Annotated in this window: 13 protein-coding genes, 2 tRNA genes, 4 rRNA genes and 1 pseudogene; 9 read left to right on the top strand and 11 right to left on the bottom strand. The window is 56.7% G+C overall.

Going from position 1 to position 24,700, the window contains the following annotated elements; all coding sequences use genetic code 11:
* Nucleotides 1-70: 70 nt before the first annotated feature.
* The 5 genes from scpC to ACA070_RS00570 all read right to left on the bottom strand — a co-directional run bounded on the left by scpC (nt 71) and on the right by ACA070_RS00570 (nt 5,976).
* Complete coding sequence (scpC, locus tag ACA070_RS00550) at nt 71-1,564, bottom strand: succinyl-CoA:acetate CoA-transferase ScpC (protein WP_497449639.1); 1,494 nt, start codon at nt 1,562-1,564, stop codon at nt 71-73.
* Between the two features lie 180 nt (nt 1,565-1,744).
* Nucleotides 1,745-3,181: an NAD(P)(+) transhydrogenase (Re/Si-specific) subunit beta gene (locus ACA070_RS00555; protein ID WP_497449640.1), complete on the bottom strand. Its 1,437-nt coding sequence runs from the start codon at nt 3,179-3,181 to the stop codon at nt 1,745-1,747.
* Nucleotides 3,181-3,504, bottom strand: coding sequence for an NAD(P) transhydrogenase subunit alpha part 2 (locus ACA070_RS00560; RefSeq protein ID WP_007947884.1), 324 nt, complete (start codon nt 3,502-3,504; stop codon nt 3,181-3,183). Before ACA070_RS00560 ends, ACA070_RS00555 begins: the two co-directional genes overlap by 1 nt.
* Nucleotides 3,505-3,519: 15 nt before the next feature.
* The gene (locus tag ACA070_RS00565) at nt 3,520-4,641 is read right to left on the bottom strand and encodes a Re/Si-specific NAD(P)(+) transhydrogenase subunit alpha (protein ID WP_497449641.1); all 1,122 of its coding nucleotides are present in this window, start codon (nt 4,639-4,641) and stop codon (nt 3,520-3,522) included.
* A 435-nt stretch (nt 4,642-5,076) separates the two neighbouring features.
* Complete coding sequence (locus ACA070_RS00570) at nt 5,077-5,976, bottom strand: LysR family transcriptional regulator (RefSeq protein ID WP_497449642.1); 900 nt, start codon at nt 5,974-5,976, stop codon at nt 5,077-5,079.
* A gap of 157 nt (nt 5,977-6,133) precedes the next feature.
* On the opposite strand from ACA070_RS00570, the gene ACA070_RS00575 reads away from it, so the two are divergent.
* From ACA070_RS00575 to rrf (ACA070_RS00610), 8 genes are all read left to right on the top strand, one after another.
* Nucleotides 6,134-7,315, top strand: a complete 1,182-nt coding sequence (locus tag ACA070_RS00575; protein ID WP_010465741.1) for an acyl-CoA dehydrogenase — start codon at nt 6,134-6,136, stop codon at nt 7,313-7,315.
* A 13-nt stretch (nt 7,316-7,328) separates the two neighbouring features.
* The gene (locus ACA070_RS00580; protein ID WP_497449643.1) at nt 7,329-8,549 is read left to right on the top strand and encodes a CaiB/BaiF CoA transferase family protein; all 1,221 of its coding nucleotides are present in this window, start codon (nt 7,329-7,331) and stop codon (nt 8,547-8,549) included.
* A gap of 643 nt (nt 8,550-9,192) precedes the next feature.
* Nucleotides 9,193-10,731: ribosomal RNA gene (locus ACA070_RS00585) — 16S ribosomal RNA — on the top strand.
* 162 nt (nt 10,732-10,893) lie between these two features.
* A tRNA-Ile gene (locus ACA070_RS00590) sits at nt 10,894-10,970 on the top strand.
* A gap of 27 nt (nt 10,971-10,997) precedes the next feature.
* Nucleotides 10,998-11,073 (top strand) — tRNA-Ala (locus ACA070_RS00595).
* A gap of 249 nt (nt 11,074-11,322) precedes the next feature.
* Nucleotides 11,323-14,214, top strand: a 23S ribosomal RNA gene (locus ACA070_RS00600).
* Nucleotides 14,215-14,401: 187 nt separating this feature from the next.
* Nucleotides 14,402-14,517 (top strand): 5S ribosomal RNA (gene rrf, locus ACA070_RS00605).
* Nucleotides 14,518-14,624: 107 nt separating this feature from the next.
* Nucleotides 14,625-14,740, top strand: a 5S ribosomal RNA gene (rrf, locus tag ACA070_RS00610).
* Together the 16S, 23S and 5S rRNA genes with 2 tRNA genes alongside form the textbook arrangement of a ribosomal RNA operon.
* A 300-nt stretch (nt 14,741-15,040) precedes the next feature.
* On the opposite strand, the gene ACA070_RS00615 is transcribed toward rrf (ACA070_RS00610), so the two are convergent.
* Entirely contained in the window at nt 15,041-16,054 is a 1,014-nt protein-coding gene (locus ACA070_RS00615) for a FecR domain-containing protein (RefSeq protein ID WP_497449644.1), read from the bottom strand.
* A pseudogene (locus ACA070_RS00620) lies at nt 16,054-16,221 on the bottom strand (sigma factor-like helix-turn-helix DNA-binding protein); the annotation flags it as partial. The gene ACA070_RS00615 and the pseudogene ACA070_RS00620, both read right to left, overlap by 1 nt.
* Nucleotides 16,222-16,558: 337 nt before the next feature.
* Here ACA070_RS00620 and ACA070_RS00625 point away from each other — a divergent pair.
* Complete coding sequence (locus tag ACA070_RS00625) at nt 16,559-18,439, top strand: methyl-accepting chemotaxis protein (RefSeq protein WP_497449645.1); 1,881 nt, start codon at nt 16,559-16,561, stop codon at nt 18,437-18,439.
* Nucleotides 18,440-18,581: 142 nt separating this feature from the next.
* Here the strand turns inward: ACA070_RS00625 and ACA070_RS00630 are convergent, their stop codons facing one another.
* From ACA070_RS00630 to ACA070_RS00645, 4 genes are read right to left on the bottom strand one after another with little or no spacing between them, the layout of a single operon-like run.
* The gene (locus ACA070_RS00630) at nt 18,582-19,049 is read right to left on the bottom strand and encodes an SRPBCC family protein (protein WP_497449646.1); all 468 of its coding nucleotides are present in this window, start codon (nt 19,047-19,049) and stop codon (nt 18,582-18,584) included.
* A 22-nt stretch (nt 19,050-19,071) separates the two neighbouring features.
* The gene (locus ACA070_RS00635) at nt 19,072-22,482 is read right to left on the bottom strand and encodes an amino acid adenylation domain-containing protein (protein ID WP_497449647.1); all 3,411 of its coding nucleotides are present in this window, start codon (nt 22,480-22,482) and stop codon (nt 19,072-19,074) included.
* Nucleotides 22,483-22,495: 13 nt separating this feature from the next.
* Nucleotides 22,496-23,425, bottom strand: a complete 930-nt coding sequence (locus ACA070_RS00640) for a diiron oxygenase (protein ID WP_497449648.1) — start codon at nt 23,423-23,425, stop codon at nt 22,496-22,498.
* The gene (locus tag ACA070_RS00645; protein WP_497449649.1) at nt 23,422-24,198 is read right to left on the bottom strand and encodes a DUF3050 domain-containing protein; all 777 of its coding nucleotides are present in this window, start codon (nt 24,196-24,198) and stop codon (nt 23,422-23,424) included. Before ACA070_RS00645 ends, ACA070_RS00640 begins: the two co-directional genes overlap by 4 nt.
* Nucleotides 24,199-24,700: the final 502 nt, after the last annotated feature.

Consider the following 24,700-nt stretch of genomic DNA (forward strand, 5'->3'; position numbering starts at 1 on the left):
TTTTACAGAACGGAATATGGCAAGGAGCAACTGACGCAATTGTGTTTGCGTCAGCTGTTTTATCTCTGGATCAGACCATCAGCATTCGCCCGTTTTCTTCCAGGTTCATGTGCCAGCTCAGGGCGTCCCGCAGGATATGCGGGGTGTGCCCGCCCAAGGCGCAAGCTGCCGTGAAGTAGTCATCCAGCGCCTGGCGATAGTCCGGATGCACACAGTTATCGATGATCACCCGCGCTCGCTCACGTGGCGCCAGGCCCCGCAAGTCCGCCAGACCGATCTCCGTCACAAGGATGTCGACGTCATGCTCGGTATGGTCCACGTGGCTGACCATCGGCACCACGCTGGAAATCGCGCCACCCTTGGCGATCGATTTGGTGACGAAGATTGCCAGGTGCGCATTGCGCGCAAAGTCCCCCGAACCGCCGATGCCATTCATCATCCGCGTGCCGCAGACATGAGTTGAGTTGACGTTGCCGTACAGGTCGAATTCCAGCGCGGTGTTAATGCCAATGATGCCCAGCCGCCGGACCACCTCGGGGTGATTGGAAATTTCCTGCGGTCGCAGAACCAATTTGTCCTTATAGCGCTCCAGGTTGCCGAAAACATCGGCATTGCGCCGGCTCGACAGCGTAATCGAACTGCCTGAAGCAAAGCTCAGCTTACCGGCGTCGATCAGGTCAAAGGTCGAATCCTGAAGTACTTCGGAGTACATGGTCAGGTCTTCGAACGGCGAATCGATCAGGCCGCACATCACGGAGTTGGCGATGGTGCCGATACCGGCCTGCAACGGGCCGAGCTTGTTGGTCATGCGCCCTGCGGCCACCTCTTGCTTGAAGAAGTCGATCAGGTGATCGGCAATCGCCTGAGTGTCGACGTCCGGCGGCAGGACGGTGGAAGGCGAGTCAGACTGATTGGTGATCACGATCGCGACAATCTTTTCCGGCGGAATCGGGATGGCGGTGCTGCCAATGCGATCGTCGACCTTCACCAGAGGAATCGGCGTGCGGGTCGGGCGGTAAGTCGGGATATAGATGTCGTGCAAACCCTCGAGGTTCGGGTTGTGCGCCAGGTTGATCTCGACGATCACGTGTTTGGCGAAAATCGCAAAGCTGGCCGAGTTGCCGACTGAAGTGGTCGGCACGATATGGCCCTGTTCGGTGATCGCCACGGCTTCAATTACAGCGATGTCCGGCAGTTTGAGCTGCTGGTTGCGCAATTGCTCCACGGTTTCCGAGAGATGCTGGTCGATGAACATCACTTCGCCGGCGTTAATGGCCTTGCGCAGCGTGCTGTCGACTTGGAATGGCATGCGTCGTGACAGTACGCCGGCTTCGGTGAGCTGTTTATCGAGGTCGTTGCCCAGGCTGGCGCCGGTCATCAACGTGATTTTCAGCGGGGTGATTTTGGCGCGCTCGGCCAATGCATGGGGCACGGCTTTGGCTTCGCCAGCGCGAGTGAAGCCACTCATGCCGACGGTCATGCCGTCCTGAATCAGAGCGGCAGCGTCAGCGGCGCTCATCACCTTATCCAACAACGAAGGCAAGCGAATACGATCACGATACATGGATTGTTATCTCGGGCAACGAAAGCAAGGTGTGCAGTCTAGTGATTTGAAAAAAATCCGTCCCGCTACCATGGTCGAATGCAGACCCTTGATTTAGAGCCTTTGGTCGGGTTTCTGCAGGTAATAAAAAACCCCAGCCTACTAAAGGCTGAGGTTTTGGGTATTGCGTTGGAGCAGGTTTTACTCGATGGCTTTGACCATGTCTTCAATAACTTTCTTGGCGTCGCCGAAGACCATCATGGTTTTGTCCAGGTAGAACAGTTCGTTGTCCAGACCGGCATAGCCGCTGGCCATCGAGCGCTTGTTGACGATCACGGTCTTGGCTTTATAAGCCTCCAGGATCGGCATGCCGGCAATCGGCGATTTCGGATCGTTCTTCGCCGCCGGGTTGACCACGTCGTTGGCGCCGAGCACCAGCACCACGTCGGCCTGGCCGAACTCGGAGTTGATGTCATCCATCTCGAACACTTGTTCGTAAGGTACTTCGGCTTCGGCCAGCAGGACGTTCATGTGCCCTGGCATCCGGCCGGCGACCGGGTGGATCGCAAACTTCACGTTGACTCCCCGGTGAGTCAGCTTCTCCGCCAGCTCCATCAGTGAGTGTTGGGCGCGTGCCACTGCCAGGCCATAGCCCGGAACGATGATCACGGTGTCGGCGTTGGTCAGCAGGAAGGTCGCGTCGTCAGCCGAACCGGACTTCACCGGGCGTGCTTCTTTCGAACCCGCCGGGCCAGCAGCGTCCGGCGTGTTGCCGAAACCACCGAGCAGCACATTAAAGAAGGAGCGGTTCATCGCCTTGCACATGATGTACGAGAGGATCGCACCGCTTGAGCCCACCAGCGAACCGGCGATGATCAGCATCGAGTTGTTCAGCGAGAAGCCGATACCTGCCGCTGCCCAGCCGGAGTAGCTGTTGAGCATCGACACCACCACCGGCATGTCCGCGCCGCCGATCGGGATGATGATCAGCACACCCAGCACGAAGGCCAGAGCCAGCATCAGCGCGAAGGCACTGAGGTTGCCGGTGAGCATGAAGGTGATGCCCAGCGCCAGTGTTGCCAGGCCCAGCAACAGGTTCAGCTTGTGCTGGCCGCCGAACTGTACCGGTGCACCCTGGAACAGGCGGAACTTGTACTTGCCCGACAGCTTGCCGAACGCGATCACGGAACCAGAGAATGTAATTGCACCGATCGCCGCGCCGAGGAACAGCTCCAGACGGTTACCGGCAGGAATCGCATCACCCAGTTGTTTGACGATACCCAGCGATTGCGGCTCAACGACGGCCGCGATTGCGATGAACACTGCAGCCATACCGATCATGCTGTGCATGAAGGCGACCAGTTCCGGCATCTTGGTCATTTCAACGCGCTTGGCCATGATCGAACCGGCAGTGCCGCCAACCAGCAAGCCAACGATGACGTAGCCGATGCCGGCGGTAGCCAGCTCAGCGCCCAGCTTATAGATGAGGCCCACGGTGGTGAGGATCGCCAGCGCCATGCCGAGCATGCCGTACACGTTGCCGCGTCGGGAGGTTGTCGGGTGGGACAAGCCTTTGAGGGCCTGGATAAAGCAGATCGACGCGATCAAGTAGAGCGTCGTTACAAGATTCATGCTCATTACTTCGGCGCCTCTTCTTTTACGACTTTCGGGGCTTTTTTCTTGAACATCTCAAGCATCCTGCGGGTCACCAGGAAGCCACCAAACACGTTCACTGCCGCCAGAGCCACCGCCAGGGTGCCCATGGTCTTGCCCAGTGGCGTCACGGTCAACGCCGCGGCGAGCATGGCGCCGACGATGACGATTGCCGAGATCGCGTTGGTCACCGCCATCAGAGGCGTGTGCAGTGCAGGTGTAACGTTCCAGACCACGTGATAGCCGACATAAATCGCCAGCACGAAGATGATCAGGTTGTAGATACCGGGGGAGATAAGCTCTTCCATCGTCTGAATCCCTGCTTAGGCGTTTTTGCGGATGACTTGGCCGTCGCGGCACATGAGGCACGCGGCGACGATGTCGTCTTCGAGGTTGATCTCGAACTGGCCTTCTTTGTTGAAGACCAGCTTCAGGAAGTCCAGCAGGTTGCGTGCGTACAGGGCCGAAGCATCTGCCGCGACTGCGCCGGCCAGATTGGTCGGGCCGCAAATGGTCACGCCATTCTCGACCACGACCTGGTCGGCCACGGTGAGGGGGCAGTTACCGCCCTGGGCTGCCGCGAGGTCGATGACCACCGAGCCTGGTTTCATCTGCGCCACGGTTTCCGCGCTCAGTAGCGTTGGTGCCTTGCGACCCGGGATCAGTGCGGTGGTGATGACAATATCAGCCTGCTTGGCGCGTTCGTGCACGGCCAGGGCCTGACGTTGCATCCAGCTGGCGGGCATTGGCCGGGCATAGCCGCCGACACCGACAGCGCATTCGCGCTCTTCATCGGTTTCGTAGGGCACGTCGACGAACTTGGCGCCGAGGGATTCGATCTGCTCTTTAACCGCAGGACGCACGTCAGACGCTTCGATCACAGCACCCAGACGTTTCGCCGTGGCGATCGCCTGCAAACCCGCAACGCCGGCGCCCAGAATCAGCACGCGCGCCGCTTTCACGGTGCCCGCAGCCGTCATCAGCATTGGCATGAAGCGGGGGTAGTGGTGAGCGGCCAGCAACACGGCTTTATAGCCGGCGATGTTCGCTTGGGAGGACAGCACATCCAGGCTTTGAGCGCGGGAGGTGCGCGGCGCGGCCTCCAGTGCGAAAGCGGTAATGCCGCACTCAGCCAGCTTGGCAATGGTTTCATTGCTGAACGGGTTGAGCATACCGACCACGACCGTGCCACTTTTAATCAGCGTCAGCTCGCTGTCGCTGGGGGCAACCACCTTGAGAATCAGCTCGGCACCAAACGCATCGTTGGCGCTGCCAATCATTGCGCCTGCCGCTTCATAAGCACTGTCGACAACGCTGGCGTTACTGCCGGCGCCGCTTTGCACAGTGACTTTGTGACCCTGGCCGATCAGCTTTTTGATGGTTTCCGGGGTTGCAGCAACCCGGGTTTCACCCGTCTGGGTTTCGAGAGGAACACCAATGTGCACGTCAAATCTCCTGCGTGATCTTATTGAGTAAACCCAGGCACTTCGGATGGTGCGGCTGGGGCGGCCGATCAGCACGATCCCGCCAAATCTGGGCGGGGCGCGGCATTTTGCAGGCGAACTTTGTGCCCTTCAAGGGATTATGACGGGTGACGGAAAATTAACTACAAGTCACCCCGTGACCGAATGTCGCAACTAACCGGTTCAATCCCTTGTAGAACGTGACTTTTAAGGGTTTTTGGCAGGTTTTAAGAAATTACAAATTGTTACGGTGAATGGGGTGTCATATCTCCGAAATGAAGGCTCAAAGCCACGTATTCAGGCGCTTGTGGGACGTTTGTACTGCTTGTCGGTACAGTCTACGAATATGCGACAAATACGTATATCTGTAGGGCATTTATTTTACTGACTACGGGGTCAGCTAGCGGGTGTAAGCCTTTATCCTTCTAGGCTGTAGCTTTGTGCCTGGGTGACCAGCCAATCGCGGAATGCCCGTAACGACGCCGATTCGACCTTTCGCTCTGGAATCATCAGGTAATAGGCCTTGATGCTCGACAGGGCTTGGGCGTTGGCTATCACCAGGCGCTTCTCCGCCAGTTCGCGTTGAATCAGGAATGGCGGTATCAGCGCGATCCCCATGTCGTGCATCGCCGCTTGGGCAAGCATGGAGAATAGCTCGTAGCGCGGTCCTGTCATGTCTCGCGGCACATTGAGGTGCTGAGAGTTGAACCACTGGCGCCAGGCATAAGGGCGCGTGGTCTGTTGCAGCAGGGGCAGTTCGGCGATTTGATCGGGAGTCAGGCTGGTTTTTTTGCCCAGTAGCGTGGGGCTGCACACCGGCATCGGATTTTCGCCCATCAACCTGTGGGATTCAGTACCCGACCAATCCGCATCGCCGAAATAAATCGCGGCATCGAAGTCGGTGTCGGCGAACAGGAAGGGGCGTGTGCGGTTGGTGAGGTTGACCGTCACTTCCGGGTGTTTGTGCTGGAAGTCCTTGAGCCGTGGCAGCAGCCACTGAGTGCCGAAGGTCGGCACCACAGCCAGTTCGATCACGTTGGCGCCCTGTTGCCCCATCACTGACAAGGTGTCTCGTTCAACCGCGTCGAGTTGGGTGGCTACACGGCGGCTGTAGGAAAGTCCGGCTTCCGTCAGCTTCACTCCGCGCCGTGAGCGTCGGAACAGTTCGACGCTGAGGAACTCTTCCAGGCTGGCGATCTGTCGGCAAATGGCGCCTTGGGTGAGTGAAAGCTCCTGCGCCGCTTTGGTAAAGCTTTCGTGGCGCGCTGCCGCTTCAAAGCTGATCAGGGCGGTGGTACTAGGGATTTTCCGGCGCATGTACTTCAACCTCACTAATACATCGCATATAGGCTATCTGGCGACGTTACGGAGTGAGAAATTAGCACAACAGTATGCAAAATCCTCGTTTGCCGTAACGCCGAACCCGGCCTAGGATCAGTCCACGTTATTTGACCCGATTCGAGAGGACATACTCATGGGCGGTAAAGCTAGCTTCAACTGGATCGATCCCCTGCTGCTGGATCAACAGCTCACCGAAGAAGAACGCATGATCCGCGACACTGCCGAGCAATTCGCTCAGCAGAAGCTTGCACCGCGTGTTCTTGAAGCTTTCCGCCATGAAAAGACTGATCCGGCGATCTTCCGTGAGATGGGCGAAGTTGGCCTGTTGGGTGCGACCATTCCCGAGCAGTACGGTGGCAGCGGCCTGAACTACGTCAGCTACGGGCTGATCGCTCGTGAAGTCGAGCGCGTCGACTCCGGCTATCGCTCGATGATGAGTGTGCAGTCCTCCCTGGTCATGGTGCCGATCAACGAATTCGGCACTGAAGCCCAGAAGCAGAAGTACCTGCCGAAACTGGCCTCGGGCGAGTGGATTGGTTGCTTCGGTCTGACAGAGCCTAACCACGGTTCCGACCCGGGTGCGATGATTACTCGTGCACGCAAAGTCGAAGGCGGCTACAGCCTGACCGGCAGCAAGATGTGGATCACCAACAGCCCGATCGCCGATGTGTTCGTGGTTTGGGGTAAGGATGATGCGGGCGACATTCGTGGTTTCGTTCTGGAGAAAGGCTGGAAAGGCCTGAGCGCACCGGCGATCCACGGCAAGGTGGGTCTGCGCGCGTCGATCACCGGTGAGATCGTCATGGACAATGTGTTTGTCCCTGAAGAGAACATTTTCCCTGACGTCCGCGGTTTGAAAGGCCCTTTTACGTGCCTTAACTCCGCACGCTACGGCATTTCATGGGGCGCCCTGGGCGCTGCCGAGTTCTGCTGGCACACCGCTCGCCAGTACACCCTGGATCGTCAGCAGTTCGGTCGCCCATTGGCTGCCACCCAGCTGATCCAGAAGAAGTTGGCCGACATGCAGACCGAAATTACCCTCGCGCTGCAAGGCTGCCTGCGTCTGGGTCGTATGAAAGATGAAGGCACTGCGGCAGTCGAGATCACCTCGATGATGAAGCGTAACTCCTGCGGCAAGTCCCTGGACATCGCGCGCATGGCGCGTGACATGTTGGGCGGCAACGGCATTTCCGATGAGTTCGGTGTTGCTCGTCACCTGGTCAACCTGGAAGTGGTGAATACCTATGAAGGTACGCATGACGTCCACGCACTGATCCTCGGTCGCGCGCAGACCGGCATCCAGGCGTTCTATTAATAGGAGAACGTCCATGGGCGCGCTTTCGCATCTACGGGTACTGGATTTATCACGGGTGCTGGCCGGGCCTTGGGCCGGGCAGATCCTTGCGGACCTTGGCGCCGAAGTGATCAAGGTTGAGCGCCCGGGCAATGGCGACGATACGCGCGCCTGGGGGCCTCCCTTCCTGAAAGACGCCTATGGCGAGAATACCAGCGAGGCCGCCTATTACTTGTCGGCCAATCGCAACAAGCAATCGGTGACCATCGACTTCACGCGGCCGGAGGGGCAAAAGCTGGTGCGTGACCTGGCGGCCAAGTCGGACATCCTGATCGAGAATTTCAAGGTCGGTGGCCTGGCGGCTTATGGGCTGGACTATGAGTCGCTTAAGGTTATCAATCCGAATCTGATTTATTGCTCGATTACCGGGTTTGGCCAGACCGGGCCTTACGCCAAGCGTGCGGGTTATGACTTCATGATCCAGGGCTTGGGTGGCCTGATGAGCCTGACAGGTCGACCTGAAGGCGACGAGGGTGCAGGTCCGGTGAAAGTCGGTGTGGCGCTGACAGATATCCTTACCGGGCTCTATTCGACAGTGGCGATCCTTGCAGCGCTGGCTCATAGGGATCATGACGGTGGCGGTCAGCATATCGACATGGCGTTGCTGGATGTTCAAGTGGCTTGCCTGGCCAACCAGGCGATGAACTATCTGACTACGGGCAATGCGCCCAAGCGCCTGGGTAATGCTCATCCGAACATCGTGCCTTATCAGGATTTTCCTACGGCGGATGGCGACTTCATCCTCACCGTGGGTAACGACGGGCAATTCCGCAAGTTTGCGGAGGTGGCTGGGCAGCCTCAGTGGGCGGATGACCCGCGTTTCGCGACTAACAAGCTGCGGGTGGCGAATCGTGCGGTGTTGATTCCGCTGATCCGTCAGGCGACGGTCTTCAAGACCACGGCTGAATGGGTGCTGCAGCTGGAGCAGGCGGGCGTGCCGTGCGGACCTATCAATGACTTGGCCCAGATGTTTGCCGATCCTCAGGTCAAGGCGCGTGGGTTGGCGATCGAGCTGCCTCATGTGCTGGCAGGGATGGTGCCGCAGGTCGCGAGTCCTATTCGTCTGTCGGAGACGCCGGTGGAATATCGTAATGCGCCTCCGTTATTGGGCGAGCACACGCTGGAGGTTTTGCAGCGGGTGTTGGGTCTGGACGCCGATGCAGTCGCCGCTTTCAAAGTGGCTGGGGTGCTCTGACGACTTCTTCTATATAGAGGGAGTGGTTTTGCTCTCCTATATAGAAGGGAATCGGCCTGTTTTCCGGCTTTCTGCAAGTTATTGATAGAAAAGCTAAATTAGTTATTGACGGCAGATTCTGGAAGTCTATAATTCGCCCCACTTCCGGCGCAGTCGAAACGGAAAACTCCTTGGTAAACAAAGAGTTACGCAGTTTTCGACAGCGAGTTTGCTTCAGTTCATCGAAGCCCAGAAGGAGTTGATCAGGCAGGGTTGTTTGGCGTGATTGACGGTTCGATCTTCTCGGTCGAAAGCGGAGAAAAAGAGGTGTTGACAGCAGCGAGTAACGCTGTAGAATTCGCCTCCCGCTAACGAGAGATCGGAAGCGCAAGTGGTTGAAGTTGCAAAGGAAACTTTGAAAACTTCTGAAAATAACCGCTTGACAGCAACAGAGGCTGCTGTAGAATGCGCGCCTCGGTTGAGACGAAAGATCTTAACCAACCGCTCTTTAACAACTGAATCAAGCAATTCGTGTGGGTGCTTGTGGAGTCAGACTGATAGTCAACAAGATTATCAGCATCACAAGTTACTCCGCGAGAAATCAAAGATGTAACCAACGATTGCTGAGCCAAGTTTAGGGTTTCTTAAAAACCCAAAGATGTTTGAACTGAAGAGTTTGATCATGGCTCAGATTGAACGCTGGCGGCAGGCCTAACACATGCAAGTCGAGCGGCAGCACGGGTACTTGTACCTGGTGGCGAGCGGCGGACGGGTGAGTAATGCCTAGGAATCTGCCTGGTAGTGGGGGATAACGCTCGGAAACGGACGCTAATACCGCATACGTCCTACGGGAGAAAGCAGGGGACCTTCGGGCCTTGCGCTATCAGATGAGCCTAGGTCGGATTAGCTAGTTGGTGAGGTAATGGCTCACCAAGGCGACGATCCGTAACTGGTCTGAGAGGATGATCAGTCACACTGGAACTGAGACACGGTCCAGACTCCTACGGGAGGCAGCAGTGGGGAATATTGGACAATGGGCGAAAGCCTGATCCAGCCATGCCGCGTGTGTGAAGAAGGTCTTCGGATTGTAAAGCACTTTAAGTTGGGAGGAAGGGCATTAACCTAATACGTTAGTGTTTTGACGTTACCGACAGAATAAGCACCGGCTAACTCTGTGCCAGCAGCCGCGGTAATACAGAGGGTGCAAGCGTTAATCGGAATTACTGGGCGTAAAGCGCGCGTAGGTGGTTTGTTAAGTTGGATGTGAAATCCCCGGGCTCAACCTGGGAACTGCATTCAAAACTGACAAGCTAGAGTATGGTAGAGGGTGGTGGAATTTCCTGTGTAGCGGTGAAATGCGTAGATATAGGAAGGAACACCAGTGGCGAAGGCGACCACCTGGACTGATACTGACACTGAGGTGCGAAAGCGTGGGGAGCAAACAGGATTAGATACCCTGGTAGTCCACGCCGTAAACGATGTCAACTAGCCGTTGGGAGCCTTGAGCTCTTAGTGGCGCAGCTAACGCATTAAGTTGACCGCCTGGGGAGTACGGCCGCAAGGTTAAAACTCAAATGAATTGACGGGGGCCCGCACAAGCGGTGGAGCATGTGGTTTAATTCGAAGCAACGCGAAGAACCTTACCAGGCCTTGACATCCAATGAACTTTCCAGAGATGGATTGGTGCCTTCGGGAACATTGAGACAGGTGCTGCATGGCTGTCGTCAGCTCGTGTCGTGAGATGTTGGGTTAAGTCCCGTAACGAGCGCAACCCTTGTCCTTAGTTACCAGCACGTAATGGTGGGCACTCTAAGGAGACTGCCGGTGACAAACCGGAGGAAGGTGGGGATGACGTCAAGTCATCATGGCCCTTACGGCCTGGGCTACACACGTGCTACAATGGTCGGTACAGAGGGTTGCCAAGCCGCGAGGTGGAGCTAATCCCAGAAAACCGATCGTAGTCCGGATCGCAGTCTGCAACTCGACTGCGTGAAGTCGGAATCGCTAGTAATCGCGAATCAGAATGTCGCGGTGAATACGTTCCCGGGCCTTGTACACACCGCCCGTCACACCATGGGAGTGGGTTGCACCAGAAGTAGCTAGTCTAACCTTCGGGAGGACGGTTACCACGGTGTGATTCATGACTGGGGTGAAGTCGTAACAAGGTAGCCGTAGGGGAACCTGCGGCTGGATCACCTCCTTAATCGACGACATCAGCTGCTCCATAAGTTCCCACACGAATTGCTTGATTCATTGAAGAAGACGATAAGAAGCAGCCCTAAAAGGTTGTAGCTTAGTTGGTTAGAGCGCACCCCATGCTTTGTGGTAAAGAGCAGGGTGAGGTCGGCCTTTATAGCTCGAAATTGGGTCTGTAGCTCAGTTGGTTAGAGCGCACCCCTGATAAGGGTGAGGTCGGCAGTTCGAATCTGCCCAGACCCACCAATTTTGTGTGGGAACCTGTAGAAATACGGGGCCATAGCTCAGCTGGGAGAGCGCCTGCCTTGCACGCAGGAGGTCAACGGTTCGATCCCGTTTGGCTCCACCACTACTGCTTCTGTTTGTTGAAAGCTTAGAAATGAGCATTCCACCAAGACGGTGATGAATGTTGATTTCTAGTCTTTGATTAGATCGTTCTTTAAAAATTTGGGTATGTGATAGAAAGATAGACTGGACGTTACTTTCACTGGTAACGGATCAGGCTAAGGTAAAATTTGTGAGTTGCTCTTAATTGAGTATTATCGAATTTTCGGCGAATGTCGTCTTCACAGTATAACCAGATTGCTTGGGGTTATATGGTCAAGTGAAGAAGCGCATACGGTGGATGCCTTGGCAGTCAGAGGCGATGAAAGACGTGGTAGCCTGCGAAAAGCTTCGGGGAGTCGGCAAACAGACTTTGATCCGGAGATGTCTGAATGGGGGAACCCAGCCATCATAAGATGGTTATCTTAAGCTGAATACATAGGCTTAAGAGGCGAACCAGGGGAACTGAAACATCTAAGTACCCTGAGGAAAAGAAATCAACCGAGATTCCCTTAGTAGTGGCGAGCGAACGGGGACTAGCCCTTAAGTGGCTTTGAGATTAGCGGAACGCTCTGGAAAGTGCGGCCATAGTGGGTGATAGCCCTGTACGCGAAAATCTCTTAGTCATGAAATCGAGTAGGACGGAGCACGAGAAACTTTGTCTGAATATGGGGGGACCATCCTCCAAGGCTAAATACTACTGACTGACCGATAGTGAACTAGTACCGTGAGGGAAAGGCGAAAAGAACCCCGGAGAGGGGAGTGAAATAGATCCTGAAACCGTATGCGTACAAGCAGTGGGAGCCCACTTTGTTGGGTGACTGCGTACCTTTTGTATAATGGGTCAGCGACTTATTTTCAGTGGCGAGCTTAACCGAATAGGGGAGGCGTAGCGAAAGCGAGTCTTAATAGGGCGTCTAGTCGCTGGGAATAGACCCGAAACCGGGCGATCTATCCATGGGCAGGTTGAAGGTTGGGTAACACTAACTGGAGGACCGAACCGACTACCGTTGAAAAGTTAGCGGATGACCTGTGGATCGGAGTGAAAGGCTAATCAAGCTCGGAGATAGCTGGTTCTCCTCGAAAGCTATTTAGGTAGCGCCTCATGTATCACTGTAGGGGGTAGAGCACTGTTTCGGCTAGGGGGTCATCCCGACTTACCAAACCGATGCAAACTCCGAATACCTACAAGTGCCGAGCATGGGAGACACACGGCGGGTGCTAACGTCCGTCGTGAAAAGGGAAACAACCCAGACCGTCAGCTAAGGTCCCAAAGTTATGGTTAAGTGGGAAACGATGTGGGAAGGCTTAGACAGCTAGGAGGTTGGCTTAGAAGCAGCCACCCTTTAAAGAAAGCGTAATAGCTCACTAGTCGAGTCGGCCTGCGCGGAAGATGTAACGGGGCTCAAACCATACACCGAAGCTACGGGTATCACTTAGGTGATGCGGTAGAGGAGCGTTCTGTAAGCCTGTGAAGGTGAGTTGAGAAGCTTGCTGGAGGTATCAGAAGTGCGAATGCTGACATGAGTAACGACAATGGGTGTGAAAAACACCCACGCCGAAAGACCAAGGTTTCCTGCGCAACGTTAATCGACGCAGGGTTAGTCGGTCCCTAAGGCGAGGCTGAAAAGCGTAGTCGATGGAAAACAGGTTAATATTCCTGTACTTCTGGTTATTGCGATGGAGGGACGGAGAAGGCTAGGCCAGCTTGGCGTTGGTTGTCCAAGTTTAAGGTGGTAGGCTGGAATCTTAGGTAAATCCGGGATTCTAAGGCCGAGAGCTGATGACGAGTGTTCTTTTAGAACACGAAGTGGTTGATGCCATGCTTCCAAGAAAAGCTTCTAAGCTTCAGGTAACCAGGAACCGTACCCCAAACCGACACAGGTGGTTGGGTAGAGAATACCAAGGCGCTTGAGAGAACTCGGGTGAAGGAACTAGGCAAAATGGCACCGTAACTTCGGGAGAAGGTGCGCCGGTGAGGGTGAAGCATTTACTGCGTAAGCCCATGCCGGTCGAAGATACCAGGCCGCTGCGACTGTTTATTAAAAACACAGCACTCTGCAAACACGAAAGTGGACGTATAGGGTGTGACGCCTGCCCGGTGCCGGAAGGTTAATTGATGGGGTTAGCTAACGCGAAGCTCTTGATCGAAGCCCCGGTAAACGGCGGCCGTAACTATAACGGTCCTAAGGTAGCGAAATTCCTTGTCGGGTAAGTTCCGACCTGCACGAATGGCGTAACGATGGCGGCGCTGTCTCCACCCGAGACTCAGTGAAATTGAAATCGCTGTGAAGATGCAGTGTATCCGCGGCTAGACGGAAAGACCCCGTGAACCTTTACTATAGCTTTGCACTGGACTTTGAATTTGCTTGTGTAGGATAGGTGGGAGGCTTTGAAGCGTGGACGCCAGTTCGCGTGGAGCCAACCTTGAAATACCACCCTGGCAACTTTGAGGTTCTAACTCAGGTCCGTTATCCGGATCGAGGACAGTGTATGGTGGGTAGTTTGACTGGGGCGGTCTCCTCCTAAAGAGTAACGGAGGAGTACGAAGGTGCGCTCAGACCGGTCGGAAATCGGTCGTAGAGTATAAAGGCAAAAGCGCGCTTGACTGCGAGACAGACACGTCGAGCAGGTACGAAAGTAGGTCTTAGTGATCCGGTGGTTCTGTATGGAAGGGCCATCGCTCAACGGATAAAAGGTACTCCGGGGATAACAGGCTGATACCGCCCAAGAGTTCATATCGACGGCGGTGTTTGGCACCTCGATGTCGGCTCATCACATCCTGGGGCTGAAGCCGGTCCCAAGGGTATGGCTGTTCGCCATTTAAAGTGGTACGCGAGCTGGGTTTAGAACGTCGTGAGACAGTTCGGTCCCTATCTGCCGTGGACGTTTGAGATTTGAGAGGGGCTGCTCCTAGTACGAGAGGACCGGAGTGGACGAACCTCTGGTGTTCCGGTTGTCACGCCAGTGGCATTGCCGGGTAGCTATGTTCGGAATAGATAACCGCTGAAAGCATCTAAGCGGGAAACTAGCCTCAAGATGAGATCTCACTGGGACCTTGAGTCCCCTGAAGGGCCGTCGAAGACTACGACGTTGATAGGTTGGGTGTGTAAGCGCTGTGAGGCGTTGAGCTAACCAATACTAATTGCCCGTGAGGCTTGACCATATAACACCCAAGCAATTTGCTTGCTTCGAGCTGAAAAGCGAAAGAGCGCCAGATTGCGGTGTGTGAAGACGAAACGAACCGAAAGTTCGACTGTACTCACAAAAGCAGCACAAAACACCGAAAGCTGTCACATACCCATTCGCTGGAGCGTGAACCTGCAAAGGCCCACGACCTGGCTACCGAATTTCTTGACGACCATAGAGCATTGGAACCACCTGATCCCATCCCGAACTCAGCAGTGAAACGATGCATCGCCGATGGTAGTGTGGGGTTTCCCCATGTGAGAGTAGGTCATCGTCAAGATTAAATTCCGAAACCCCTATCGGCGTATGCAGGTAGGGGTTTTGTTTTAGTAGAAGTCACCAATTTTGCTGGCACGTTACTGCTGTAACGGGCTGGTTACAGAATTTCTTGACGACCATAGAGCATTGGAACCACCTGATCCCATCCCGAACTCAGCAGTGAAACGATGCATCGCCGATGGTAGTGTGGGGTTTCTCCATGTGAGAGTAGGTCATCGTCAAGATCGAATTCCAAAACCCCTGTCTGCTAACGCAGACAGGGGTTTTGTCTTTCTGGGAACCCTAAAAGCGTTACCCCAGACTGGCTCAAGGCGTCCAGGCTCAAACCACTGAGCGACAGCGCGGTAGTGAACAGCGCCGCGCGAACGGCGTGGCGCAAAATGCAGGTATCCGCAGTAAGACAAGGAGGTTTCTTACCGATGGCGCGCACAGTCATTGTAGGTTTCCGTAGGAAGTCGCTGGAGTCAGAGTTGAAGTGCTTACTGACTAAGCCGGTCTTGCACGGAAAACCCGCCAAAAATATTTCAGACGTGCCGCTCCAGCGTCACCCACCAGCGCGTGCGGTAGCGCAACTGCACGGGCAGGGTCTGCGGGAGGATGGCCAGCAATTTATCGGTGTTCTCCAGGCGGAAGACTCCGGACAGTCGCAAGTCGGCAATGTCCGCTGAGCACGTCAGATAACCGTGCCGGTAACGTGCGACTTCATTGAGAAAATCCCCGAGGCGCATGTTGCGAGTGACAATCAGGCCGTCGACCCACGCACCGGCATCCATATCCAGCGGCGGAGCCGGCTTCGCGTGGTTGTGATCGATCAAATAACTATGTCCGGCCTGCACCCGGATCGGCTCACCGTCGGCGGCCCGCGGCGAATGAATCGCGACCATGCCGCTGGTGACACTGAGCCGCGTGCAGTCATCGTCCTGACGCAGGATGAACCGCGCCCCCACACCTTCATACACGCCGTGACGACTCTGCACCCGCAACGGTCGATCAAATGAAGACGCTTCGTCGATCCCGCCGCAGGTCACGATGATTTCGCCGCGCGTCAGTTTGATCAGCCGTTGCTGCGCGGTGTAATCGAGATCCACCGCGCTGGCGGTGTTGAGCTCCAGACGGGTGCCGTCGGGCAATTGGAACCCTCGTCGCTCGCCCGTGATGGTGGCGAAGTCGGCGGTCCATTGTTGCCAACCCACCGCATCCTTGCCCAGCCATGCGGCAGAACCGATCAACAATGCGCCCGACAGCAACTTCAGAGCCTGTCGTCGTCCCAATCCCTGGGCACTGTTTTCCAGCGTATTGAACGCGACTTGAGCGCCGGGCACTGCGCGCAGATTGCTGCTCAATTCGGCTTGCAGGGACTGCACCCGCTGCCAGGCCAATTCGTGTTCCAAATGTTCAGCGCGCCAGACATCGCATTGCTGGCGCAACCTTGGATTGGCCGCGTTGTTACGCAGCCGCAGCAGCCAATTGATGGCCTGTTTGACCACCTGCTGATGAGGTTCACCGCGCCGGTGCAGTGACGAGTTATCCACAGACATCACGCTTCATACCGCAAGGCATAGCAGTGATACAGCGCATCAGCGACATAACGCTCGACCGAACGCAGGGACAAGCCCATTTGCTCGGCAATCTGCTTGTGGGTAAGTCCATCGCAAAGCGCCAGCAGAAATGCCTGACGCACTTTCGGCTTAAGTCCTTCAAGCATGCTGATGACTGTACTGCAAACTCAGGTGAGGACATGAACGCAATAGCCCGAACGTCACAAATGATAATTAGTCGCATTGTCATCAAGGGTTACGGAATTTGCAACTGCCGGTCGAACAACCATCATCACAAAAATGCTACTCAACCGCTCTAACACGCCGTTCGGCGGGAATGCCGGGCATTTCATACAAACCCCTAAGATTTATCCGACTTGTGCCGACAGACTGGTGAGACATGCGCGCACCAAAGTAGAGCGGACGAAAAATGCCGCCTGCGCTGTTACATGGAATGTTGCACCTGGAACGCATCCCCACTTTTTGCATAAGAAGTCCCATGAAATGAATCTCAAATTCAGCCATAAAATCCTTCTGGCCGCCTCTGGCGTCGTGGTGCTGGCTTTTGCGTTGTTCACTTTGTACAACGACTATCTGCAGCGAAACACCATCCGGCAAAACCTCGAATCCTCCGTCCAGCAAGCCGGCGATCTGACCGCCAGCAGCGTGCAGAACTGGATGAGCGGCCGTGTGCTGGTCCTGGAAAACCTCGCACAGAACGTCGCTCATCAAGGCGTAAACGCAGACCTGCCAGGCCTGGTTGATCAACCGGCCTTCACCTCGAACTTCCAGTTCACTTACGTTGGCCAGGCCAATGGCGTGTTCACGCAACGCCCCGACGCGAAGATGCCGGACGGTTACGATCCGCGTCAGCGTCCCTGGTACAAACAAGCCGTGGCCGCCGACAAGACCATGCTGACGCCGCCGTACATGGCAGCGGTCGGTGGCTTGGTGGTGACCATCGCGATGCCGGTGAAGAAGAACGGCGAATTGCTCGGCGTGGTCGGCGGTGACCTGAGCCTGGAAACCCTGGTGAAGATCATCAATTCGGTGGACTTCGGTGGCATCGGCCACGCGTTTCTGGTCAGCGCCGACGGTCAGGTGATCGTCAGCCCGGACAAAGACCAGGTGATGAAAAACCTGAAGGACATTTATCCAAACTCGGGCGTGCGCATCGAGAAGGGCAATCAGGACGTCACTCTGAACAAGCAGGACCGCATCCTCTCGTTCACCCCGGTGAGCGGTTTGCCGAATGCCGAGTGGTACATCGGTCTGTCGATCGACAAGGACAAGGCCTACGCGCCACTGAGCCACTTCCGTACCTCGGCGCTGATCGCAATGTTTATCGCCGTGAGCGTTATTGCAGTGCTGCTGAGCCTGCTGATCAATGTGCTGATGCGTCCGCTGACCACCATGGGCCGCGCGATGCAGGACATCGCCCAGGGCGAAGGTGACCTGACCCGTCGTCTGGCCGTGGAAAGCAAAGACGAGTTCGGTGAGTTGGGCGGTTCGTTCAACCAGTTCGTGGAGCGGATTCACGCGTCGATTTCCGAAGTGTCCTCGGCGACCCGTCAGGTTCACGATTTGTCGCAGCGTGTGATGGCATCGTCCAACGCCTCGATCGTCGGTTCCGACGAACAAAGCGCGCGCACCAACAGCGTTGCGGCGGCGATCAACCAACTGGGCGCCGCTACTCAGGAAATCGCCCGCAATGCCGCCGATGCTTCGCAGCACGCCAGCGGCGCGAGCGAGCAGGCGGACGACGGTCGTCAGGTGGTGGAGAAAACCATCCTGGCCATGACCGAGTTGTCGCAGAAAATCAGCTTGTCCTGCACCCAGATCGAAACCCTGAACGCCAGCACTGACAACATCGGGCACATTCTGGATGTGATCAAAGGCATCTCTCAGCAGACCAACTTGCTCGCGCTCAACGCCGCCATCGAAGCGGCGCGTGCCGGTGAAGCCGGCCGCGGTTTTGCGGTAGTGGCGGACGAAGTGCGCAACCTGGCGCATCGCACGCAGGAGTCGGCGGAAGAGATCCATAAGATGATCACCTCGCTGCAGATCGGTTCTCGCGAAGCAGTGACGACCATGAACGCCAGTCAGGTTTCCAGCGAAGAGACTGTCGAAGTGGCAAACCAGGCCGGCCTGCGGCTGGTCAGCGTGACCCAGCGTATCGGCGAAATCGACGGCATGAACCAGTCGGTGGCCGCAGCGACCGAAGAGCAGACCGCAGTGGTGGAAACCCTCAACGTTGATGTTAACCAGATCAACTTGCTGAACCAGCAGAGCGTGGCCAACCTCAATGAAACGTTGAAGGATTGCGATGCGTTGTCGTTGCAGGCGAACCGGTTGAAGCAGTTGGTGGACAGCTTCAAGATCTGATTCGGGTCAGACCGCGTTATCGTTCATCGCGAGCAGGCTCGCTCCCACATTTTGACCGCGTTCCATTTGAAGAAACGCGATCAACCTGTGGGAGCGAGCCTGCTCGCGATAGCGGTAGAAAAGCCACCGCTAAACCAAAGCCTTAAGCAAACAGCTTCAACACATTATTCATCGCATCATCCGCAAACCCCTGCACAAAATCCTTGAACCCCGGCAACGCCTCCTCACCCCCCTGCGCCGGTTCGGCAATGATGGTCCAGGTCGCCCGCGACTGGCCCGCGCCCAACGGTTGAACACTCATCGCCGCCCACAGATTGGCCACGCCCAGCGTGTTGTAAATCGTGGTCCATGTCATGTTCAACGCCTGGTCATCACGGGAGTTGAGTTGCTCGACCACCAGGTTGCCATCCTTGAAGAATTTCTTACGCAGCGACGACACGCCTTCGCCCGTCATCTCGATATGCGACAGCGCCGGAATGAATTGATCGAAGCCGGCAAAATTGCCGACCACCGCCCAGACCTTCGCAGCGTCAGCCGGCACCTCCACTGAAGACACCACGTGGCAGCCTTGAGGATTTTTGATCAGGGTATCGGGTTGCAGGGTTTTCATGGTTTTGCTCCGGTTGAGTGAATCAGATGAAATTGATTTCTTTGAGGTAGTCGCAACCGCGACGCAGCAGCGCCGGGGATTTTTCGGGGTAGTGCGCGCCCATCTGCCGCACGCCGGCCTGAGCGTTGGCGTGGCCGATCATCGAGATGTCGCCGATGTCTTCCTCGAAGCCGTTGAGGTAGAAACCGAGCACGCCAAACAGCGCGTTGTCGCTGTCGACCCGGCCCAGCTGCTGCTGCCAGTCGGCGACGCTGACCATGGAAAACTCCCGGCCAGCCTCGCGGAATGACGCGACGTAATCGTCCCAACTCAGGGGCTCGGGGTTGTGCAGGTTGAACACCGCTTTTTCAGGCGAATAACGGCTGGCGTGGAAGGCGATGAAGCGGGCGAGAAAATCCACCGGCATCAGGTCGAAATTCAGTGCGAACTCCGGCACCTGGCCGAGCTGAATCGAGCCCTTGAGCATCAGCATCAAGCGATTTTTATGTGGCTGACAGACGCCTGTCAGGCTGTTGAAACTGATGTTGCCGGGGCGATAAAGATTGACCCGCACCCCAAGCTCGCGCGCTCGCTCGAGGATCCGTTCGCCGACCCACTTGGACAGGTTGTAGCCGTTCTTGATGTAGATCGGCGGCGTCTGCGCGGCGGGCAACTCGAGCACCCTGCCATCGTCGGCAATCGTGCTGGATGCCGACAGCGTGGAGACGAAATTGAAGATCTTCTTACTGCGGCCCTCGCACAACCTGAGGCATTCGAAAATCGGCTCGACGTTGTCCCTCGCCAGTGACTCGTAGTCGAGCACGTGATTGACGTTGGCGGCGTTGTGCACCAGCGCTCCGAACTCTCGATCGAGTCGCTCGTAAACGTGGGCATCAAGTCCCAATGCCGGGCGCGTAATGTCTGCCGCGTAAACCTGTACCCGGCTCAGGTCCAGATGCTCCAGACGGTTTTCCCGCAAGGCGTGAGCGAAGCGCTCCGCCGCCGATTGCCCGCCGCCATCGCGCACCAGGCAGGCGACTTCAGTGACGCCCCACGCCAGCAACGCCTCGACGATGTGCACACCGACAAAACTGTTGGCGCCGGTGACGATCACCTTGTGCACATCGCCCATGCGGCTGATGGGCAGCGGCTGAATATCCAGCTCGCGGAAGGCATCCGCCAGCGCCTGCGCGCTCAGGACTTCCTCGGTGCCGGAGCCACGCACCAGCGTCGCCAACTTCGCAATGGTCGGCAATTCAATGAAGCGATTGATCGAGATGCTGCGGCCGAATTCCTCACGCAACCGCAGCAGCATCCGTGACAACAGAATCGAATGGCCGCCCAGATTGAAGAAACTTTCATCGGTCGAGATATCGCTGGCGGGCAGCTCCAGCAGCTCGGCCCAGATCTCCAGCAACAGCGCTTCATCGGCGCTGGCGGGCAAGCGCCGAGTCGTGTTTTCGGTCACATTCACTGGCATGGCCAGCAGGGCTTTGCGGTCGACCTTGCCGTTGCTGGCGAACGGCATGCTCGGCAGTTCGGTCCAGGCGCCGGGTTGCATGTAGTCCGGCAAAAACTGCATCGCATGAGCCTTCAAGGCTTCGCGAGCGACGCCCGGTTGTTCCTCCTGAGGTTGCGCGAGGAAGGCCAGAATCCGACGTTGACTGTCGATGACCACCGCCACCTGACGGTACAACTGACTGTCGCGCAGACAGCGTTCGATCTCTTCCGGCTCGACGCGAAAGCCGCGAATCTTCACCTGATTGTCCCGCCGCCCGCACAGCTCGATACCGTCACCGGTCCACTTCGCCATGTCGCCGGTCCGGTAGGCGCGCAGGCGCTGCCCATTCGGCAAGTTCAAGTCCAGATAACGCTCGGCGGTCTGCTGCGGGTTGTTCAGATAACCCAGGCACACCCCCGGCCCGACGATGTACAACTCACCGACGGTCTGCTCGGCCACCGGTTGAAACCCCTCGTCGAGAATCAGCACCTGACTGTTGGCAATCGGCACCCCGAGTGTGCGGTTGCTGTCGCCGGCGCGCAGCTGCCGCGCTGTGATCAGCACCGTGGCTTCGGTCGGGCCATAGAGGTTGTAGAGGTTGCCCTGGCGGGTGAGCTGCTCGATGACGTAGGGCTCGCAGACATCGCCGCCGGTCATCACATGATCCAGAACCTGCAGCTGATCCAGCGGCAGAATGCTCAACAGTGCCGGCGGTAAAAACGCGTGGCTGAGGCGTTGATGGCGGATCAGCTCGACCAGTTGCAAGGGATCGCGACGCTGGTCGTCGCTCGGCACGATCAGCTCGGCGCCCTGAAGCAGGGTCGGGAAAATATCGATCAGCGACGAGTCGAAACTCAACGACGAAAACTGCAAGGCCCGACTGTGTTCGGTCAACTGCACATAGTCGGCGTACCACGCGGTGAAGTGCGCAAGGTTGGCCTGGCTGAGCAACACGCCTTTGGGATGTCCGGTGGTGCCCGAGGTATAGAGCGCCATGCAGGGCGCATCGAGCTCGGGTCGCCGGCGCATCAAGGGTTGGCCGAGGTCGACGTCAGTGAAGTCGATGCGGCTGATGTCCAGCCCCGGTATTTCGTCGGCGAGGGGATGTTGGCCGTCATGCAGCAACAACACGGCTCCGGCATTCGAAAGGATGTACTGCTGACGTTGCAGCGGGTGGCTCGGCTCCAGCGGCAAATACACAGCGCCGCTGCCCAGAATCGCCAGAATCCCCGCATACAGCGCACTGCATTTCGGCAGGCAAATCCCGACCACCAACGGCCCTTGATGCTGAGCGAGCAATGACAGCAAGCGCTGCTGGATCGCGCGGCTGTGGGCGTGCAATTGCCGATAGCTGACCGAGTTACCGTCGATGTTAAGCGCAGGGCGTTCGGCGGACTGGATGAAGCGCTGTTCCAGACGCTCGATCATCGGGATCCGGGCGAGTTCTCGCAGCCACGGTTGAGCCGTGTTGTTGAGTTGATGGACGAACGCCAGGCATTCTAAAAACAGCAGATTTTCGACATGGTCAAAATGGGCTGTCGATGCCGGTTCGACTTGAAGAAAGTACTCGGCATCCCGGGAGAATCGGCTGACCAGCAGCGAGACATGGTCCACCAGTTCCGCCACCACTCGCAGGCGCAATGCCTGGCCGTTTCCAGGAGGTTCATCGGCAATCGGCATACGCGTGAACAGCTTTGATCCCTGCAAGCACAGCAGGTGCATCGACGGCAGCCCGGTTGCGCCAGGTGCGCCGACGCCCAGTTGCAGCGTCAGATGCGGCGCATCACCCGGGATTGAAAACGCCTGGCTGGCGTCATCAATCAGCAGATCGAACGGCGGCGCCTCCTCGAACGCTTCGAGCCGTACCAGCGAATGACCCTGTTGTTCAAGTTCCAGCGCCAGGTCGGTCAAGGCCTGGCTTTGCCCAATGAGCAGAATGTCGAGACGTCTCATGATGTTCTCCTCGTTAAACCAGGTAGTCGCAGAGAGCGTCTTGCACGCACGGCGAATCGAGCAGCGAACTGCTGCGAAAGAACCGCACGATGTTGGCGACCAGCGGGTGATGACGATTGATCGGGAAGGCCATCCCCGAGATTTCGTTCTTGAGTGCCTGGCGGGCCGCGTCGCTGATCTGCAAGGATTCGATCAAGCGAAAGTCGAAGGACTTCTGGATGTCGTTGGTCAGGTAATGGCCGATGAACACCGGCAGAATCTGCGCAATCTGCTGGCGGTCGTCTTCGCTCGCGGTGTGCCAGTAGATGCGCACCATCCGCGACCAGAACCCGGAGTGCCGGCCCTCGTCGAGCAAGTGGTCGGCCATCAGGCCCTTGATCGATTGCTTGACCGTGTCGTCCTTGGCGAACGCCGCCACATCGCCGGTCACGGTGTTCTCGGCGATGGCCACGCAGATCAGTTCCACGGCGCTGCGCAGGTGTTCCGGCGCAAGGGCCACGGCCGCCGGAATTGCCCGGCTCAGCTCGATTTCGTCCGGCAACTGGATCGGCGTGATGCCGGTCATGGCAACGGTCTGCTGCATGAAGTCCATGGCCACCAGCGCGTGGTAGTCCTCGTCCACCACCACGGTCATGGCGTCATAGCGACAGGCAAACGGGAACGCCACGGCGAAGCGATTCTTGGCGATGCTGCGGGCAGTCTTGTCGACGATCTCGGTTTCGAAAATCACCACGTCGTTGATGAATTTGTAGAGCGTCTGCACCAGCGCGAAGTCCCGTTGTTCCGGGCATTCACGCAGGAAGGTTTCACTCAGCACCAGCGGTTGGCGGCTCAACGGGTAGATCAGCTTGTCATCGTTCTCCAGCACCCGCCGGGGCCGCGTGCGGATGGTGGCGCGGTTCTCCCAGGCGTCGGCGAAGGATTGGTAGTCGGCGGCGTTCATGCGTTCACCTCTGCAACCGGTTCGCTCATGCTCAGGCGCAAGCCGTCCCACAGGGCAATACGGCTTTCCACAGCGGCAATGGCGCTGGCGTAGACGTCTGCTTCGCGTTGCGGATCGCCATTGACCAGGCGTGCCAGAAGTTTCTCCGCCGCCGGGCCGTGGTCCTCGGAGTCGACTTCGATGTGCCGCTCCAGGTAGTAGCGAAAGGTCGGCGCTTGCTCGATGCCGATGCCCCAGTCGTCGAGAATCCGCTGGAACATCTGCGGAATGACGCTCTCACGACCATGCAGAAACGCAGCGGCTACGCTGTGTCCCGGTGCATACAGCGCGGTGTGCAAGGTGTGTCGCACGAACTGCGCGGCCGCCGGATCGACGTCAACGCTTTGCAGTGCCACGTCGTAACTCACACCTTCTTGTTGCAATGCCACGAAGCGTTCAACGGCGACCGTGCTGGCACCGACTTCGCGCATCGCATCCAGGTACAACTCAAAATGACTGTAATGACCCTGGGCCGGACGATCATCGGACTCTTCACCCAGCACGATCTCGTTGATCAGGCGCGCGGCCTGCGGATCTCGCGGCGGCAGCCAGGGCAGTTGAACGCAGGTCAGTTCCTGTTGCAGGCGTTTGGTCAGCGACATGAAATCCCACACCGCAAAGACATGGGTTTCCATGAAACGTTGAAGTACCGACAGCGAATGTATTTCAGAGAAGATCGGGTGCGCACTAAGTTCTGCTTTCTTCTGGATGAGGCGGTCTTTATTCGTTTTCATGAGCGAGCCTATAAGTGATCTGAAATGCCGATAATGGTGTTGTGATCAATAAGTGACGGTCGTTTAACGTTTTTTATTGGCGAGCGGATGCCTCAATTAAATTGATGTCATCAAGTGCGATAAAGTCGTTTCGGTGCCGTGTTTATGGCGGCGGAGAAAAACTAATACATGAATAAAGTGCCGGGCAAGTTATTTTTATATTATTTGCAAGTTGTGTTTTCTCGCGCGCGACAAGTTCCGATAAAACTTTAAGTGTCAGTTTTATTTGGGCGTAGTTGCTCCTTTCGACGAAGTATCGTCAAAATTCAAATAAAGAGTGAATGCCTCACTCAAAGCAACTTTCAAAGTTGTTCCGTTGAATGCTTCAAGGGGGTGGAAGTTGGCTGGGATTGACGCCGGTGCTTCCTTTCCCGTGACAAGACTCCTTCCGTAGGTTCTTGGTGCGGGGACTGCGCCGCCAATGCGGTGCGTCACCCGTTCATTATTCGTAGGCAGGCCAAGA

Source organism: Pseudomonas sp. LBUM1678, from assembly GCF_059695575.1.

Coding starts and splice junctions, on each gene's coding strand:
- ACA070_RS00580 (WP_497449643.1), top strand. CDS start 7,329: ATGGGCGCGCTTTCGCATCTACGGGTACTGGATTTATCACGGGTGCTG.
- scpC (WP_497449639.1), bottom strand. CDS start 1,564: ATGTATCGTGATCGTATTCGCTTGCCTTCGTTGTTGGATAAGGTGATG.
- ACA070_RS00645 (WP_497449649.1), bottom strand. CDS start 24,198: ATGAAAACGAATAAAGACCGCCTCATCCAGAAGAAAGCAGAACTTAGT.
- ACA070_RS00635 (WP_497449647.1), bottom strand. CDS start 22,482: ATGAGACGTCTCGACATTCTGCTCATTGGGCAAAGCCAGGCCTTGACC.
- ACA070_RS00625 (WP_497449645.1), top strand. CDS start 16,559: ATGAATCTCAAATTCAGCCATAAAATCCTTCTGGCCGCCTCTGGCGTC.
- ACA070_RS00570 (WP_497449642.1), bottom strand. CDS start 5,976: ATGCGCCGGAAAATCCCTAGTACCACCGCCCTGATCAGCTTTGAAGCG.
- ACA070_RS00630 (WP_497449646.1), bottom strand. CDS start 19,049: ATGAAAACCCTGCAACCCGATACCCTGATCAAAAATCCTCAAGGCTGC.
- ACA070_RS00615 (WP_497449644.1), bottom strand. CDS start 16,054: ATGTCTGTGGATAACTCGTCACTGCACCGGCGCGGTGAACCTCATCAG.
- ACA070_RS00575 (WP_010465741.1), top strand. CDS start 6,134: ATGGGCGGTAAAGCTAGCTTCAACTGGATCGATCCCCTGCTGCTGGAT.
- ACA070_RS00640 (WP_497449648.1), bottom strand. CDS start 23,425: ATGAACGCCGCCGACTACCAATCCTTCGCCGACGCCTGGGAGAACCGC.
- ACA070_RS00555 (WP_497449640.1), bottom strand. CDS start 3,181: ATGAGCATGAATCTTGTAACGACGCTCTACTTGATCGCGTCGATCTGC.
- ACA070_RS00560 (WP_007947884.1), bottom strand. CDS start 3,504: ATGGAAGAGCTTATCTCCCCCGGTATCTACAACCTGATCATCTTCGTG.